The organism is Roseateles sp. (assembly GCF_044373315.1).
In the GTDB taxonomy this organism is placed as follows: Bacteria; Pseudomonadota; Gammaproteobacteria; order Burkholderiales; family Burkholderiaceae_C; genus JACDQM01.
The window spans coordinates 1-15852 of record NZ_JBILQK010000030.1 but is presented as its reverse complement, the minus strand read 5'-3'; the positions used below and the strand labels follow the sequence as shown (position 1 = coordinate 15852).

Here is a 15852-nt window from a genome sequence, read left to right as displayed (position 1 = left end):
TCAGCGTTCGCTGTCGACCAGGGCACGGATGGCGTGGCGACGCGCCGCCAGGCCTTTGTTGATGCGCGGCAGCAGGGCAGCCAGCGGCGTGTTCAGTCCGACGGCAAAGTACACCGGATCGGCCATCAGCGGCTTGGGCAGCACCTCAAGCGCCGTGCCCAGACCCACGTCCTTGCGCAGCCGCTGTTCGATCAACCAGGGGTCCGGGCTGCGATGCGATGCCAGCACCACATCACAGCGCCCGGCCATCAGCATGCGGACCCGACCTGCCAGGTCAGCGCTGGAGGTCTCAACCTGAAAGCGCTTGCCACGCGCCTCTTCAAATGCAGCACTCAAGCTGACGCCGCGCCCGAGGCAGACGGACAAACCATCCAGATCGCTCAATTGCTGAATGCTCAAGCGGCGCTCACGTCGCACGATCGACCAGGCGTGATTGAAAAACAGCACATCGCTGAAGGCATACACCCTCTCGCGGGCAGGCGTGCGGGTCATGCCAAAACCCAGCGACTGCCCACGCTCGGCCTGCAGCAAGGTGCGGGCAAAAGGCAGCCATTCGATCTGCCACTGGATACCTGCGCCGTCCGCGATCAGATCCAGCAAGGGAACGACAAAGGCACGGTTGACATGGTCGCCCACAGCTAGGGGCACCACCACCCGACCAGCGTCTGTGGTGTTCGCTTCGACAACGGGCCCCAGCGTCCACAGCGAGGCCCCCGCCAGACTGGACTGCAGCCAGCGCCGACGGGTCTCACCGTTGCCGCCAGCCGTACTCATCAGTCGACCCGACAGACCTTCAGCATATTGGTGCCGCCCGGATAACCCATCGGCTCGCCGCAAGTGATGGCATAGGTATCGCCGGGCATCAGCACGCCCTTGTCGACCAGCAACTGCTCGGCGGCTTTCAGCGCAGTGTCTCGGTCGTCGAACTTGGGCATCAGCAGCGGACGCACATTGCGGTACAGCGTCATCTTGCGCTGGCTGATCGGCTGTGAGGTCAAGGCATAGATCGGCACCTGCACGCGGTGGCGGCTCATCCACAGCGCGGTGGAGCCCGACTCAGTCAGCGCCAGGATGGCCTTGCAGCCCAGGTGATAGGCGGTGAACAGCGCGCCCATCGCGATGGATTGATCGATGCGCGCGAACTGGCGGCCGGCGAAGTCGGTGTCCAGCGTGACGAACTCGGCGCGCTCGGCTTCCAAAGCAATCGCCGCCATCTGCTCAATGGTCTCGACCGGGAACTTGCCCGCCGCCGTCTCAGCTGACAGCATCACCGCATCGGTGCCGTCCAGCACCGCATTGGCCACGTCAGACACCTCGGCACGCGTTGGCACCGGATTGACGATCATGGATTCCATCATCTGCGTGGCGGTGATCACCACCTTGTCCAGCTCGCGTGCCAGCTTAATCATGCGCTTCTGCAAGGCCGGCACGGCCGCGTTGCCGACTTCCACTGCCAGGTCGCCGCGCGCCACCATGATGCCGTCGCTGGCCTTGAGGATGGCTTCCAGATGGGGAATCGCCTCATAGCGCTCGATCTTGGCAATCATGCCGGGCTTGTGGCGCCAGGGCTCGCCGGCCACATTGGCCAGCTGGCGGGCCATCTCCATGTCGGTGGCGTTCTTGGGGAAGCTCACAGCCAGGTACTCGCACTGAAAGGACATCGCGGTCTTGATGTCCTCCATGTCCTTGGCTGTGAGTGCCGGCGCGGTGAGGCCGCCGCCCTGCTTGTTGATGCCCTTGTTGTTGGACAGCTCGCCGCCCTGCTTGACGATGGTGTGCACCGCCTCGCCCTTGACCGATTCAACCGTCAGCACCAGCAGGCCGTCGTTGAGCAGCAGGGTGTCGCCGGGCTTCACGTCGCGCGGTAGTTCCTTGTAGTCCAGGCCCACGCAGCCCTCATTACCCAGCTCTGTGCGGCTGGCGTCGAGGATGAATTTCTCGCCGTTGATAAGCTCGATCTTGCCGTTCTCGAACTTGCCGACGCGGATCTTGGGGCCTTGCAGGTCGGCCATGATGGCGACCTCTTTGCCGGCGGCAGCGGCCACCTCGCGCACCAGGCGGGCGCGGTCGATGTGGTCCTGCGCCTTGCCATGCGAGAAGTTCAGCCGCACCACATCGACGCCGGCCCGAATCATCCGTTCCAGCACCTCGGGCGAAGAGGAGGCGGGGCCGAGGGTGGCGACGATCTTGGTGGCACGGGTCATGGACTGTCTCTCTATCGGTGCTTGTTACAGACGGCCGATTATGAGCCGCGCCAGTGACCGTCCGGATACCGGACGGTTACCAACTCAACAAGCTCAGCCGCGTGCTGCTGACACGTCGGCCGCGGCCAGCGCCGTCATGTTGACGATGCGGCGCACCGTCGCCGACGGCGTGAGGATGTGCACCGGAGCGGCCGCACCCAGCAGGATGGGCCCAACGGTGACGCCCTGCCCGGCACTGATCTTCAGCACATTGAAGGTGATGTTGGCCGCATCCAGGCTGGGCATCACCAGCAGGTTGGCCGCGCCTTGAAGCCGTCCGCCGGGCAGATAGGTCTCGCGCACCGCAGCCGACAGTGCGGCGTCGCCGTTCATCTCGCCGTCGCACTCAATGTCGGGATGCGCGGCCGAGAACAGCTCGTAGGCGCGACGCATCTTCAACGCCGAGGGTCGCTTGCTGGAGCCGAAGTTGGAATGCGACACGAAGGCCGGCTTTGGCGGCAGGCCGAAGCGCCGCACCGCGTCGCAGGCCATGCCGGCGATCTCGGCCAGGGCCTCGGCGTCGGGCGCATCGTTGACGAAGGTGTCGGTCACGAACAGCGTCATCTGATCCAGCATCAGCGCGTTCACGGTCGCAAAGTTGCGGGCGCCGGGCTTCAGCCCGATCAGGTCGCTCACATGGTCCAGATGCTGCTCGAAGCGGCCCACCATGCCGCAGATCAGAGCATCGGCATGGCCCAGCCTGATGGCCAGCGCACCGATGGTGGTGTTGGAGCGGCGCACCGCCGCCTTGGCCATCTCTGGCGTGACGCCGTTGCGGCCCATCACCTGGTGGTAGGTCTCCCAGTACTGGCGGAAGCGCTCATCGCGATTGGGGTCGATCACAGCCACGTCCTCGCCCAGCTTGAGGCGCAGACCGGCGCGCTTGACGCGCATTGCGATCACCTCGGGGCGGCCAATCAACGTCGGCTGGCACAGCCGTTCGTCCAGCGCCACCTGCACCGCGCGCAGCACCCGTTCGTCCTCGCCCTCGGCAAAGATCACGCGCGCTGGCTGGCCCTGCCCGACCGCGGCCTTGGCCGCGTTGAACACCGGCCGCATCAGCATGCCGGTCTGGTAGACGAAGCGCTCCAGCGACTGGCGGTAGGCCGCCATATCCTGGATGGGCCGCGTGGCCACGCCGGAGTCCGCCGCCGCCTGCGCCACGGCCGGCGCGATGCGCAGGATCAGGCGTGCGTCGAAGGGCTTGGGGATCAGGTAGTCGGGGCCGAAGGACAGCTCCTCGCCAGCATAGGCAGCCGCCACTTCATCACTGGTCTCGGCCTTGGCCAATGCGGCGATCTCGCGCACGCAGGCCAGCTTCATTTCCTCTGTGATCTTGCTGGCGCCGCAATCGAGCGCGCCGCGGAAGATGTAGGGGAAGCACAGGACGTTGTTGACCTGGTTGGGATAGTCCGAGCGGCCGGTGGCAATGATGCAGTCCGGCCGCGCGGCCTTGGCCAACTCGGGACGGATCTCGGGCTCGGGATTCGCCAGCGCCAGGATGATGGGCTTGTCGGCCATGGTCTTCACCATCTCGGCCGATAGCACGCCGGCCGCCGAACAGCCCAGGAACACATCGGCGCCCGCCACCACATCGGCCAGCGTGCGCGCGCTGGTCGTCTGGCAGTAGCGGCGCTTGGATTCATCGAGCTTGGCCGCATCGGCGCGCTCTGCATGGATCACACCCTTGGAGTCGCACACAAATACGTTCACGCGCGCAACGCCCAGGCCCACCATCACGTCCAGGCAGGCAATCGCCGCCGCGCCGGCGCCAGACACCGCCACCTTCACCTGGCCGATGTCCTTGCCCACCAGCTCCAGCCCGTTCAGCAGTGCGGCGCTGGAGATGATGGCCGTGCCGTGCTGGTCGTCGTGGAAGACCGGGATGTTCATTCGCTTCTTGAGCTCGCGCTCGATGTAGAAGCATTCCGGCGCCTTGATGTCCTCGAGGTTGACGCCGCCTAGCGTCGGCTCCATCGCCGCGATGATCTCCACCAGCTTGTCGGGGTCGCGCTCGGCCAGCTCGATGTCGAACACGTCGATGCCGGCGAACTTCTTGAACAGGCAGCCCTTGCCTTCCATCACCGGCTTGGCCGCCAGCGGGCCGATATCGCCCAGGCCGAGCACCGCGGTGCCGTTGGTAATCACACCGACCAGGTTGGCGCGCGAGGTGTAGTCGGCGGCCAGCGCCGGATCCTTCTCGATGTCCAGGCAGGGATAGGCCACGCCGGGCGAGTAGGCCAGCGAGAGGTCGCGCTGGTTGGACAAGGCCTTGGTCGGCGTCACGGCGATCTTGCCGCGCGTCGGGCTGCGGTGGTAGTCCAGCGCAGCATCGCGCAAAGCGGCTTCGGCCGGCGACAGCGGCTTGCTGTTGTCCATCCAGGGTCTCCTGCTGATTCTTGGGCTGGCGAGCTTACTCCCGCGATTAGCGCGCCTTGATGCCGACTGCTTTGCCCTTCATGCAAAGATCGCAAGCGGCAGACGCGGCAGGGGAAGGCTGGTGTTCATGCCCGGGTTGGCGCACGGAGCGTCGCGACGGCTTCGCTTTGGTGGCATGGCACCGTTGGCATGCCACTACCGCTGCATCACGCCCACTGTGGCACGAACAAAGAAGGGCCCCTCAGGGCCCTTCATCGCTCAAGCAAAGCCGAAGCAATCAGCCGTTCGCCCGTTTGGACAGGATCTCAAATGCCGGCAGCGTCTTGCCTTCCAGCACCTCCAAGAAAGCGCCGCCACCGGTAGAGATGTAGCCCACGTCCTTTTCGATGCCGTACTTGGCGATCGCGGCCAGCGTGTCGCCGCCGCCGGCGATCGAGAAGGCGCTGGACTCGGCAATCGCTCGGGCCACGGTCTCGGTGCCCTTGGCGAAAGCATCGAACTCGAACACGCCCACCGGGCCGTTCCAGACGATGGTGCCGGCGGCCTTCAGCTGCTCGGCCAGGATGGCCGCAGTCTTCGGGCCGATGTCCAGGATCAGGTCATCATCCGCCACCTCATTGGCGGCCTTCACGGTGGCAGCGGCATCAGCGGAGAAGCTCTTGGCACAGACCACGTCGACCGGAATCGGCACTGCGGCGCCGCGCGCCTTCATCGCATCGATCACGGCCTTGGCCTCGCCCACCAGATCAGGCTCGGCCAGCGACTTGCCGATGGACAGGCCCGCGGCCAGCATGAAGGTGTTGGCAATGCCTCCGCCGACGATCAGGCCATCCACCTTGTCGGACAAGGCCTTCAGAATGGTCAGCTTGGTCGAGACCTTGGAGCCAGCCACGATGGCCACCAGCGGACGCTTCGGCGCGGCCAGGGCCTTGCTGATAGCGTCGATCTCGGCGGCCAGCAGCGGGCCGGCGCAGGCGATCTTGGCGAATTGCGCAATGCCATAGGTCGTGCCCTCGGCACGGTGTGCGGTACCGAAAGCATCGTTGACATAGATGTCGCACAGCGCGGCCATCTGCTTCGCCAACTCTTCGTTGTTCTTCTTCTCGCCCTTGTTGACGCGGCAGTTCTCCAGCATCACCAGCTGACCCGGCGCAACGCTGACGCCACCCACCCAGTCGGCCAGCACGGAAATCTCGCGGCCCATCAGCTCGCCCATGCGCTGTGCGACCGGCGCCAGAGAATCCTCGGGCTTGAACTCGCCCTCGGTGGGTCGACCCAGGTGCGAGGTCACCATCACCGCAGCGCCGGCCTGCAGTGCCATCTCGATGCAGGGGATGGACGCGCGGATGCGGGTGTCTTCGGTGATGTGACCGGCATCGTCCTGCGGGACATTCAGGTCGGCACGGATGAAGACGCGCTGGCCGGCCACCTTGCCGGCGGCGATCAGATCAGAAAAACGCAGAACGTTCATGGGCGGGAGTCTCGATAGGAGTTGGAAGATCGGCGGCGCTCAAGCAAGGCAGGCCATGCCGGCAAAGCGATGCAGGCGCCCTGCCCTCAAGCTTACCAAGTCACCAGCCCAGCCCGATGCGCAAGACCAGCATCACCGCCGTGCCACTGACGATGGTGCCCAGGATGCCGCGCCTCCAGAAGAAGTAGGCCGTGCCCACCGCCACGGCGAACAGCCGAGCGTCTTTCCAGGTGTCGATCAGCTGCCCGTTGCTCATCACGATCTCGGGCACGATCACCGCCGCCAGCGCAGCGAGCGGCGCATAACGCAGGCCTTGCTTGGCCCAGTCGGGCATCGGCAGCTCGCGCTTGGGAATCATGAAAAAGGCACGCGTCAGCAGCGTGATCAGACCCATGCCGACGATGCCCAGCGCCATCAGCCATTCACTCATCGCGACGACTCCCGGCTGGCCGGTTGCCAGCGTTCGATCAGCAGACCGGCGGCCACGGCGGCCGCAATCGCCACCACGATATTGAGTCGCAGCGGCAGCGCATAGGCAGCCACCGCCGCACAGCCGGCCACCGCCGCGCTAACCCAAGTCTTGTAGTCGGACAACAGCGAGTAGCTCAGCCCCAGCAAGGCAAGCACGCCGGCAAAGCCCAGGCCCCATTGCGTCGGCACCCGGTCAGCCAGCACGATGCCCAGGATCGAGGGCACCTGCCAGGCGGTCCAGTTCAGCGCCACACCGCCCCAGAAGTAAGGGCGCTGCTCCGGCGCCGGCACCGGCTCAGGGAAGCGGCGCAGAAAGGCCACGTAGTTGAGGTCGGCCGCAAAGTAGCCGATGCGCAAGCGGCTGAGCAGCGGCAGATGGCCGAAGTACAGGCGCCACTGCGCGCTGAAGATCACGAAACGCAGGTTGACGCAGAAGGCGGTGGCCCACAGCACCCACAAGGGCGCGCCGGCCGCCAGCAACGGTAACGCCGCCAGCTGCGAGCTGCCGGCAAACACCACCAGGCTCATCAGCAAGGCCAGCGGCATCGACAGGCCGCTCTTGATCATCGCGACGCCGGTGACCAGGCCCCAGGCCGAAATGCCCAGCGAGATGCCGGCCATGTCGCGCGCGCCGCGGCGGAATTCGGGGTGTCGGATCAGGGCGCCAAGCTCGGAACTCATGCACCCATTGTCATGCCTGATGCCGACCCTGCCCGGGCAGGCGTGCGCTGTGCGTCAGTTGCCCAGTTTGCGCACCGTGCCGCTGCCTGCCACCGAGCTGCTGACCTCGGGCGAGCCGACATAGCGCACATCACCGGAGCCGGCGATGCTCACCTTGAGCTGCTTGCTGGCCTGCACGCGGGCATCACCGGAACCGGCGATGCTGACGCGGACCTCATCGGCCATCAGCTCGGTGGCTTTGACGTCACCACTGCCAGCCACAGAAACCCTCAGGCCGTTGACACGCCCCTTGGCCTCGACATTGCCCGACCCCGAAACCGAGAAGGTCGCCTGCTCGCTGTAGAGCTGGGCCAAGCTGACGTCGCCCGACCCTCCGATGCTGACGTCCAGCTGAGGCGTCTTCATGGACTCGACCTGCACATCGCCGGACCCACCAACCGCTATCTTCTTGAGGACCACCATGTCGACCACCAGCAGGATGGGCCGGTCGCTAGACAACTGGTAGCCCTTCTTGGGCCGCACCTCCAGGGTGCTGCCGTTCAGCTCGGTTTCGATGTAGGGCAGCAGATTGCGATCGGCCTTCAGCTCCACAGCGTTCGTAGCGGCCTGGCGCACCCGCAGCTTGAAGTGGCCGCTCAGCGCAATGCCGTCGAAGCTGCCTGGATTGCGGCTCTCAGTGACGATGTCGCCAGAGCCTTGCACACGCTCGCCCTTGCCGAAGCTCCAGGTCCAGGCCTGCGCGCCCCCGGCCACTGCCAATCCGGCTGCAAGGACGGTGATGAGGGCGAAACGGCGTGCAAGCATGGCGGGCTCCTGAAGGGATGTCGATGGCCTGCATCCTGCCCAGCTGGGCCTGCGACGCCCAGAGGCGCGCGACCATTTGCAGAAATTGAGGGCCCAGTCGCCGCAGCAAGGGGCCGGACGTCAAGGCGCCCGCAGAGAGCCAGCGGTCTCAGCGGCCCTTGGAGTCAGCCGCCTTGGGCTTGGCCTCGACCGCCTCTTCCTCTTCATCCTTGGGCTTCTTGGCATCAGGCCGCGGCACCACCGGCACCACGCCTTCGAGCTTGTTCTCGCGCATGTACTCGTCCATCTCACGCCAGCCGGCGTGGACAGCCGCCCGCTGCGCCTTGGGGTTCAGCACGTAGCAATCCTCGATGGCACGCATCGCATGCCGGCAGGCGCTGCCAATCGCCTTGCCGTCCGCTTCCTTGGCGGCGGCGACCTTGGCCGGGTCTTCAATGCCCAATTGCTCACAGCCGCCCAGCAGGGCGGCGCTGACGACCAGCAGGCCGGTCTTGAGCAACACAGAGATCTTCATGCCAAGGCTATCGGCGCGCGCTCGCGATTCTTGAGACGCCCGAGTCGCTTCAGCGCTGGCGCGCCAGCGCCATCAGGCGCTCGATGCGCTCTTCCGTCGCCGGATGGGTGCTGAACAAGCCCTTGATACCCCCGCCAGAAAGCGGATTCATGATCATCATCTGCGCGGTCTCAGGATGGCGTTCGGCCGCCTCCAGCGGAATGCCACGGGCAAAGCGATGGATCTTTTCCAGCGCCGAGGCCAGCGCCGCCGGGTCGCCGGAAATCTCGGCACCGCCGCGGTCGGCTTCGAATTCACGTGCACGGCTGATGGCCATCTGGATCAGGCTGGCGGCAATCGGCGCCAGGATCATCACCAGGATGCTGACGATGGGGTTGGCTGGCCGGCCCTCGCTGTCGCGGGCACTGAAGATCATCGCAAAGTTGGCCAGCATCGAGATCGCGCCCGCCATGGTGGCGCTGATGGTGCTGATCAGGATGTCGCGGTGCTTCACATGGGCCAGTTCATGCGCCATCACACCACGCAGCTCGCGCTCGGACAGCACGCGCATGATGCCGGTCGTGGCGGCAACGGCCGCATTCTCGGGGTTGCGTCCTGTTGCAAAAGCGTTGGGCGCGTCTTCCTGGATGATGTAGACCTTGGGCATAGGCAGCTGCGCCTTTTCGGCCAGCTCGCGCACCATGCGATAGAACTGCGGCGCCGAGGTCTCGTCGACCTGCTGCGCGTTGTACATCTTCAGCACCATCTTGTCCGAGAACCAATAGCTGAAGAAGTTCATGCCCAGCGCCACGACCAGCGCGATTATCATGCCCTGCTGCCCGCCCAGCACCGAACCGATCGCCATGAACAGCCCGGTTATGGCAGCCATCAGGATGGCGGTCTTCATCAGATTGAACATCGGTTCACTCCAACAGTGAGGGTTCGGGGGCAATTCCCCAAGGGGATATCTGTGGGCGCCAAGCGCCAATTCAAGCGCGCTCGGCGATCTCGCCGGCGCTGAATGTAGCGCCAAGCGCCACCGGACGTGCATGCAGGAACACCTTGGCCGGCAGGCGCTTGCCACCGGCGCGCTGCAGTTCACGCAGGCGCAGGGCCTGCTCGCCACAGGCCACCGTGATGCCGGCATCGTCGACCGCCAGCACCGTGCCGGGCGCGCCCTGACCCTCGCAGAGTGCGGCGCTCCAGACCTTGATCGCCTCGCCGTCGAGTTGCGCCAGGCCACCGGGGAAGGGATCGAAGGCACGCAGGCGCCGCTCAATCAGCGCCGCTGGCTGCGCCCAGTCGATGGCCGATTCGCTCTTCTCGATCTTGTGTGCGTAGCAAACACCCGCCTCGGGCTGAGGCGTGCGCGTCAGACCACCGCAGGCCGCCAGTTCCAGCGCCTCGACGATCATCCGCCCACCCAGCGCCGCCATGCGGTCATGCAGGGTCGCGGTCGTGTCGTCCGGCCGGATCGCCTGCTTCTCGACCAGCAGCATGTCGCCGGTGTCCAGGCCCGCGTCCATCTGCATGATGGTGATGCCGGTCTCGGCATCGCCGGCCTCGATGGCACGGTGGATCGGCGCCGCGCCGCGCCAGCGCGGCAGCAGTGAGGCGTGGATGTTCAGGCAACCCAGGCGCGGCAGGTCCAGAACCCACTGCGGCAGGATCAGGCCATAGGCCGCGACCACCATCACGTCCGCACGCGAGGCAAGCAGCGCCTCGCGCACCGCGGCTGCCTCCTCGGGGTACTTGCCATCGAGCCGCAGGCTGCGCGGCTGCGCCACGGCCATGCCCTGGGCGACCGCATACTGCTTGACCGGCGAGGCCTGCAACTTCATGCCGCGGCCGGCCGGCCGGTCGGGCTGGGTCAGCACCAGGGGCACGTCGAAACCTGCCTCGTGCAGGCGCTGCAGCGCCTCCTTGGCGAACTCCGGCGTGCCGGCAAAGACGACGCGCATGCCGGCCATCAGCGGCGACGCGCGTACTGTTCGTCTTCGCGCTGCTTCTTGACCATCTTGGTCTTGATGCGCTCGCGCTTGAGCGGGCTGAGGTACTCGACGAAAACCTTGCCCATCAGGTGGTCCATCTCATGCTGCACGCAGACGGCCAGCAGGCCCTCGGCCTCGAACTCATGCGGCTGGCCGTCGCGCCCCAGGGCGCGCACGGTCACGCGGGCGTGGCGCCTGACCTTGTCATAGGTGGCGGGCACCGACAGGCAGCCTTCTTCGCCTTCCTTGATCTCGTCGCTGGTGGCGATCAACTCGGGATTGATCAGCACGCGCGGTTCGTCACGCCCCTCGGAGGTATCGATCACGACGATGCGCTCGTGCACATCAATCTGTGTGGCCGCCAGCCCCACACCTTCAGCCGCATACATGGTTTCAAGCATGTCATCGACCAATTGGCGGACGCGATCATCCACCACCGCGACGGGCTTGGCCACCGTGTGAAGACGGGGATCGGGGAACTTCAGGATGTTCAGGAGGGCCATCGGTGTCGTCGCTAAGAAAGGCTGCTGCGGCAGCCGGCGCTGTGGATTGCGCACAACGCATGTTTGTAAGTGCTTGCAAGAGCGGCAAAGCTCCCGCTTCATCGATTGCGACCCTGCCCGGTTTGGGGGCAGAATCGTCGCCAGCAGTGGGGATTTTCGCCGATCTTGGCGCTTGCCTGCCGGATGGGGTTCGAAAGCCCTGCGGCAGCCCCATCCACCAACGATGATGTCTGACCAGACGGCGCCTCGCGACTCGACAAGCGCGGTCACGGCGCGGGAGAGTTCTTGATGACCCAGAGGCGGCCCTTTCGTCCCACCCCTTCGCCGGCCCGCATCGGCCTGAGCGCCATCAGCGCTGCACTGGCCTTAAGCCTGGGCAGTGCAGCCTGGGCCAGCGGCTACCCCGTCACCGCCGAACAGCGCCAGACCGCCGAGCGCGTGGCGCAAGCGGGCGTGCCCTTGTCCGAGCTGGCAGACAAGGCGCCGGACTCGCACACCGTCAAGCCGGGCGACACGCTGTGGGCCATTTCCTCGCTGTTCCTGAAGAGCCCGTGGCGCTGGCCCGAGCTATGGGGCATGAACCGCGACCAGATCGCCAACCCGCACCTGATCTATCCCGGCCAGGTGCTGCTGCTCGTCAAGCGCGATGGTCGCGCAATGCTGCAACTGGCCCAGGACCGCTCGGCCACTGCCAATGCCGCCGGTCTGCAGACTGACAGGCGCTCGCCGCAGGTGCGCAGCAGCGCGCTCGGCGCGACCGCCATCAACGCCATTCCGCAGCATCTGATCGAGCCCTTCCTCAACGAGGCCGTGGTGTTTGACAACGAGGCCCTGGCCCTGGCGCCACGCATCGTCGCTGCACAAGAGGGCCGCGTGCTGCTGACCGCCGGCGATCTGGCCTATGCACGAGGCGACCTGACGCAGGCAACCGACTATCGCGTCTTCCGCCAGACCCGCCCGCTGCGTGACCCGACTACCGGAGAGGTGCTGGGCCACGAGGCAACCTATCTGGGCACGGCTGAGCTGAAGCGTGCGGCTGAGGAACGAACGCTTGCTGACGGCAAGGTCGAGAACGTGCCGGCGACACTGGCCATCAGGAACGTGCGGCTTGAGATCGGTGTCGGCGATCGACTCTCGCCCGTGCCGCAACGCAACTTCAGCCGCTATGTGCCGCATGCGCCTGCGCAGGCCATCGACGGCCAGATCGTCTCCATCTATGGCGAAGCCCTGACGGCGGGTCAGAATCAGATCGTGGCCCTCAACCGTGGCAAGCAGAATGGTCTGGAGCGCGGTCATGTGCTGGCGCTCTGGCAGGACGGCCGGCGCATGCAGGACCGCACAGGCGTCAAGACTGAGGACATCAAGCTACCGAACGAGCGCCACGGCACGCTGTTCGTGTTTCAGGTCTATGAGCGCGTGTCCTATGCCTTGATCATCTCGGTCCAGCAGCCCGTAAGGGCGGGCGACCGCTTCACCCAGCCCTGAGGGCTGCAGTTCTCGCCCAAGGCCGGAACCCGGCAATGGATCGTGAAGAACTGGACGCCTGGCTGCGCCTGCTGGAGACGCCGGGCATCGGCCTTGAGGGAGCGCGGCGCCTGCTCGCCGCCTTCGGGTCAGCGCAAGCGGTCCTCGGCGCCGCGCCGGCGGCGCTGTCCACTGTGGTCGGGCCTGTCCTGGCGCGCGCCCTGGGCGACGTGCCGGAAGGTCTGCCTGCGCTGCAGGACAGGACCTGGCACTGGCTGGGCGAGGATCCGCAGCGCAGCATCCTGCTCCTGGGTGACCCGGACTATCCGCAAGCGCTGCTGCAGACGGCCGACCCGCCCCTGCTGCTCTATCTGGAAGGGGAGCGCCGCCTGCTCGGTGAAAAGGCGCTGGCCGTGGTGGGGAGCAGGACGCCCACCGAGCAGGGCCGCGACAACGCCGAGTCCTTTGCTCGCGAGCTGGGCGGCGCAGGACTGTGCATCGTCTCAGGCCTGGCCCAGGGCATCGATGCCGCGGCACACCTGGGCGCGCTGTCCGCCGGGGCCGGCACTATCGCCTTTGTCGGCACCGGCCTGGACCAGGTCTACCCGCCGCGCAACCAGGCATTGGCCCGACAGATTGCCGGGAGCGGCTTGCTGGTCAGCGAATACGCGCTCGGCACACCGCCGCTGGCCGCCAACTTTCCCCGCCGCAACCGCCTGATCGCCGGCGTCAGCCTGGGCTGCCTGGTCGTCGAAGCCGCACTGCGATCAGGCTCCCTGATCACGGCACGGCTGGCCAGCGAGGCAGGCCGCGAGGTGTTCGCGATCCCGGGCTCCATCCACTCCGCGCTGAGCCGGGGCTGCCACGCACTGATCCGCCAAGGCGCCAAGCTGGTGGAGAACGCCCAGGATGTGCTGGAGGAACTGCCGCTGAACCGCGCGCCCAGCGAGACGCCAGCATCGGGCACGCCTGCCGATTGGCCCGTAACACCCGGCATGAGCCCCGAGCATGGGCGGCTGCTGGATGCGATGGGCTTCGATCCGGTCGGACTCGATGCGCTGCAGGCACGCGGCGGCTGGCCGACCGCGCAGCTGAACGCCCTGCTGCTGGAGTTGGAGCTCGCCGGCTTGGTGGCGGCCCTGCCCGGCCAGCTCTTCCAGAGGCTTCAACGGGGCTGAAAGGCCCCCACTGCGCTGCGCTTTTCGGCGATTCGGGGCATCCGGGGGCTGGGTTATCATCAGTCCATGTTCGACGTACTCGTCTACCTCTACGAAACGTACTGGCGGCCGGATGCCTGTCCGGATCACGTCCAGCTGACACGCAAACTGTCGGCAGTTGGCTTCGAGAGCGACGAAATCCGCGATGCGCTGTCCTGGCTGAACGGTTTGACCGAGGCCTCGCAATCGCATCATGGCGAGCAAGGGGCACAGAGCCTGCGCATTTACTCAGCGGATGAGTTGGAACATCTGGGCGAGCCCTCGGTGGGCTTTGTCAGCTTCCTGGAGTCAGCCGGCGTGCTGCCACCGCCAATGCGCGAGATGGTGATCGACCGTGCCATGGCCATTCCCGGCGCACCGATGGATCTGGAAGACCTGAAGATCATCGTGCTGATGGTGTTCTGGAGCCTGGGCGAAGAGCCCGACGCCTTGATCCTCGACGAACTGTTCGTCGCCCCCGAAGACCGTCTGATTCACTGACTCACCGCGTCGAGCCGAGCCGTTGCGCTCAGTTCAGCAGACGCGTCGGATCCACATCCAGCTTGGCCAACGCATTGCGCGTTGCCCGCACCGTCAAGGTCTCGTCCTGCGCCGGCAGCAACAAGCCGGCCTGCAGGAAACCTGCCAGCCTGCTGAGCTGGAACAGCACGCCCCGACCTGACGGCGCCACGAACAGGATCAGCTGGTGTCGCATGCCACGCCAGGCCAGCTGCACCGGCTCGTTGCGGCCGCGGTAATCCAGCATGTACCAGCCACCGACCTGCAGCTCACGCGCCCAGGACAACATGGCCGGCGTCGGCGCCGAGCCGCCTTCAGCCACGACTTCCAGATCTTCGGTTTCATGTCCGGAGAGGTCGCGCACCAGCGACTCATTGACCTCCAGCCCGCCGGCTTCAGGCAGCATCGCGTCGAGCGCCTCCAGCTGATCCATCAGCTCTTCCAGGCGTTCGCGCGGGATGGCCGCCGTCTTGGCCGTGAACGCCGCCGCCAGCGCATTGTTGAGGGCGCGGATCTGTTCATCCTGCTTGGTGGCCGACAGACCGGCATGCCCCATGCCATCGCGCAGCGTCTTCAGCAAGGGCGGCAGACGGCGGATCACCTCGGCACGCTCCTCGCGTGACACCTTGGCACTGGCCGACCAGATCAGATCCGCCGCCGCACGCTTCATCTGCCGCGTGATCTCGGACTGGGCGCCGCTGCGCACCGCGGTGACGGCCAGCACATCGGCCCAGATCTGGAATAGGAAGTCGCGTACGCCGTCCTGCACCGGCACCTCGTTGAGCATCTTGCGCAGCTCGATGGTGTATTGGATCGCCAGCGTCTCGCGCTGCTCGACCTGCTGCGCCAGCGAAACGCCGCGCACGCTGGCCTGGTTCTCGTTCTCGAAATAATGGCTGAGGAACTTCTCGAACTCGGTCAGCACCGTCTGGAACACACGCCGGCCGGTGTCGGGATAGGCCTCGACCACCTGCACGATGCGCTTGATCTCGCGCTCCAGGGCCTCGCCGCCGCCGGCGACTGTGGCGCTGGAGGTGTTGAAGCCCATCACGCAGGCGCCCATGCGGTCGATCAGGTCGCGCGCCGGGTGGTCGGCCGCGGCAAAGAAGTCCGGCTCACTGATGGCCACGCGCAAGACCGGCATCTGCAGACGCGCAAACCAGACCCGCACTGACGCCGGAATGCGCTCTTCCTGCAGGATGCTTTGGAACAGCAAAGCCACGATCTCGATCGTGGCGCGCTCGGCCGGCGTGTCCGCCGCTTGCTTGAGCACCTGCTTGAAAGCCTGGTTGCGAGCCTTGATCTCGTCCAGCGCGGCCTGGGGCGGCAGTTCTGCGTCGCCCCCCCCGGCTGCATCCAAGGTGGGGAACGCCAAGACCGTGTGCTTCTGCAAGGCATCCTGCGCATGCGTGATCGCCGCTTGCAGTCGCTGCGAACTCGCAGATGCCGGAGATGCCGCCTGCGTGATTCCCGACGACGCGGGTGCTGGCGAGGTGGTCAAAAGGAAGTCAGGCACCTGGCGGCCGACGACCCGTTGCAACTGCTTGAGCACCTCATCCGCCTGCGCGTTGTGCCGGCCCAGCGGAGCCGATTGCGTCGGCGTGATCTGGCGCGGCATGAAACGGGTTTCATCCTGC

The 15852-nt window shown here is 66.1% G+C and carries 15 protein-coding genes; 3 read left to right on the top strand and 12 right to left on the bottom strand.

All coding sequences use genetic code 11. The features are described from left to right. The 11 genes from ACIQ67_RS09210 to def all read right to left on the bottom strand — a co-directional run bounded on the left by ACIQ67_RS09210 (window position 1) and on the right by def (window position 11036). Window positions 1-774 carry a substrate-binding periplasmic protein gene (locus ACIQ67_RS09210; protein ID WP_397534071.1) on the bottom strand — a complete coding sequence of 258 codons (774 nt, stop codon included), beginning with the start codon at window positions 772-774 and terminating at the stop codon, window positions 1-3. Continuing rightward, on the bottom strand, window positions 774-2204 hold the full coding sequence (pyk, locus tag ACIQ67_RS09205) for a pyruvate kinase (protein ID WP_397534070.1): 1431 nt from the start codon (window positions 2202-2204) through the stop codon (window positions 774-776). Before pyk ends, ACIQ67_RS09210 begins: the two co-directional genes overlap by 1 nt. 93 nt (window positions 2205-2297) lie before the next feature. Beyond that, a complete protein-coding gene (locus tag ACIQ67_RS09200) occupies window positions 2298-4622 on the bottom strand; it encodes an NADP-dependent malic enzyme (RefSeq protein WP_397534069.1) in 2325 nt (774 codons plus the stop codon). Window positions 4623-4899: 277 nt separating this feature from the next. Beyond that, on the bottom strand, window positions 4900-6093 hold the full coding sequence (locus tag ACIQ67_RS09195) for a phosphoglycerate kinase (protein ID WP_397534068.1): 1194 nt from the start codon (window positions 6091-6093) through the stop codon (window positions 4900-4902). Window positions 6094-6193: 100 nt separating this feature from the next. Beyond that, on the bottom strand, window positions 6194-6523 hold the full coding sequence (locus ACIQ67_RS09190) for an AzlD domain-containing protein (protein ID WP_397534067.1): 330 nt from the start codon (window positions 6521-6523) through the stop codon (window positions 6194-6196). Next, the gene (locus ACIQ67_RS09185; protein ID WP_397534066.1) at window positions 6520-7245 is read right to left on the bottom strand and encodes an AzlC family ABC transporter permease; all 726 of its coding nucleotides are present in this window, start codon (window positions 7243-7245) and stop codon (window positions 6520-6522) included. Before ACIQ67_RS09185 ends, ACIQ67_RS09190 begins: the two co-directional genes overlap by 4 nt. 54 nt (window positions 7246-7299) lie before the next feature. Further along, window positions 7300-8049: a head GIN domain-containing protein gene (locus ACIQ67_RS09180; RefSeq protein ID WP_397534065.1), complete on the bottom strand. Its 750-nt coding sequence runs from the start codon at window positions 8047-8049 to the stop codon at window positions 7300-7302. A gap of 148 nt (window positions 8050-8197) precedes the next feature. After that, complete coding sequence (locus ACIQ67_RS09175; RefSeq protein ID WP_397534064.1) at window positions 8198-8563, bottom strand: hypothetical protein; 366 nt, start codon at window positions 8561-8563, stop codon at window positions 8198-8200. Window positions 8564-8612: 49 nt separating this feature from the next. Then, complete coding sequence (gene htpX, locus ACIQ67_RS09170) at window positions 8613-9461, bottom strand: zinc metalloprotease HtpX (RefSeq protein ID WP_397534063.1); 849 nt, start codon at window positions 9459-9461, stop codon at window positions 8613-8615. Between the two features lie 70 nt (window positions 9462-9531). Continuing rightward, window positions 9532-10503, bottom strand: coding sequence for a methionyl-tRNA formyltransferase (fmt, locus tag ACIQ67_RS09165; protein WP_397534062.1), 972 nt, complete (start codon window positions 10501-10503; stop codon window positions 9532-9534). Between the two features lie 8 nt (window positions 10504-10511). After that, entirely contained in the window at window positions 10512-11036 is a 525-nt protein-coding gene (gene def / locus ACIQ67_RS09160) for a peptide deformylase (RefSeq protein ID WP_397534061.1), read from the bottom strand. Between the two features lie 288 nt (window positions 11037-11324). On the opposite strand from def, the gene ACIQ67_RS09155 reads away from it, so the two are divergent. From ACIQ67_RS09155 to ACIQ67_RS09145, 3 genes are all read left to right on the top strand, one after another. Continuing rightward, on the top strand, window positions 11325-12521 hold the full coding sequence (locus ACIQ67_RS09155) for a LysM peptidoglycan-binding domain-containing protein (RefSeq protein ID WP_397534060.1): 1197 nt from the start codon (window positions 11325-11327) through the stop codon (window positions 12519-12521). 35 nt (window positions 12522-12556) lie between these two features. After that, entirely contained in the window at window positions 12557-13678 is a 1122-nt protein-coding gene (gene dprA, locus ACIQ67_RS09150; protein ID WP_397534059.1) for a DNA-processing protein DprA, read from the top strand. A gap of 66 nt (window positions 13679-13744) precedes the next feature. Further along, window positions 13745-14197: a DUF494 family protein gene (locus ACIQ67_RS09145; RefSeq protein ID WP_397534058.1), complete on the top strand. Its 453-nt coding sequence runs from the start codon at window positions 13745-13747 to the stop codon at window positions 14195-14197. A gap of 28 nt (window positions 14198-14225) precedes the next feature. Here the strand turns inward: ACIQ67_RS09145 and ACIQ67_RS09140 are convergent. Beyond that, window positions 14226-15852: DUF1631 family protein (locus ACIQ67_RS09140; protein WP_397534057.1), on the bottom strand; the 1627-nt coding region annotated here is incomplete at its 5' end.

What these genes read in the sequence shown, in the direction of transcription:
- ACIQ67_RS09210 (WP_397534071.1), bottom strand. Translation starts at nt 774, where the DNA reads ATGAGTACGGCTGGCGGCAACGGTGAGACCCGTCGGCGCTGGCTGCAG.
- pyk (WP_397534070.1), bottom strand. Translation starts at nt 2,204, where the DNA reads ATGACCCGTGCCACCAAGATCGTCGCCACCCTCGGCCCCGCCTCCTCT.
- ACIQ67_RS09200 (WP_397534069.1), bottom strand. Translation starts at nt 4,622, where the DNA reads ATGGACAACAGCAAGCCGCTGTCGCCGGCCGAAGCCGCTTTGCGCGAT.
- ACIQ67_RS09195 (WP_397534068.1), bottom strand. Translation starts at nt 6,093, where the DNA reads ATGAACGTTCTGCGTTTTTCTGATCTGATCGCCGCCGGCAAGGTGGCC.
- ACIQ67_RS09190 (WP_397534067.1), bottom strand. Translation starts at nt 6,523, where the DNA reads ATGAGTGAATGGCTGATGGCGCTGGGCATCGTCGGCATGGGTCTGATC.
- ACIQ67_RS09185 (WP_397534066.1), bottom strand. Translation starts at nt 7,245, where the DNA reads ATGAGTTCCGAGCTTGGCGCCCTGATCCGACACCCCGAATTCCGCCGC.
- ACIQ67_RS09180 (WP_397534065.1), bottom strand. Translation starts at nt 8,049, where the DNA reads ATGCTTGCACGCCGTTTCGCCCTCATCACCGTCCTTGCAGCCGGATTG.
- ACIQ67_RS09175 (WP_397534064.1), bottom strand. Translation starts at nt 8,563, where the DNA reads ATGAAGATCTCTGTGTTGCTCAAGACCGGCCTGCTGGTCGTCAGCGCC.
- htpX (WP_397534063.1), bottom strand. Translation starts at nt 9,461, where the DNA reads ATGTTCAATCTGATGAAGACCGCCATCCTGATGGCTGCCATAACCGGG.
- fmt (WP_397534062.1), bottom strand. Translation starts at nt 10,503, where the DNA reads ATGCGCGTCGTCTTTGCCGGCACGCCGGAGTTCGCCAAGGAGGCGCTG.
- def (WP_397534061.1), bottom strand. Translation starts at nt 11,036, where the DNA reads ATGGCCCTCCTGAACATCCTGAAGTTCCCCGATCCCCGTCTTCACACG.
- ACIQ67_RS09155 (WP_397534060.1), top strand. Translation starts at nt 11,325, where the DNA reads ATGACCCAGAGGCGGCCCTTTCGTCCCACCCCTTCGCCGGCCCGCATC.
- dprA (WP_397534059.1), top strand. Translation starts at nt 12,557, where the DNA reads ATGGATCGTGAAGAACTGGACGCCTGGCTGCGCCTGCTGGAGACGCCG.
- ACIQ67_RS09145 (WP_397534058.1), top strand. Translation starts at nt 13,745, where the DNA reads ATGTTCGACGTACTCGTCTACCTCTACGAAACGTACTGGCGGCCGGAT.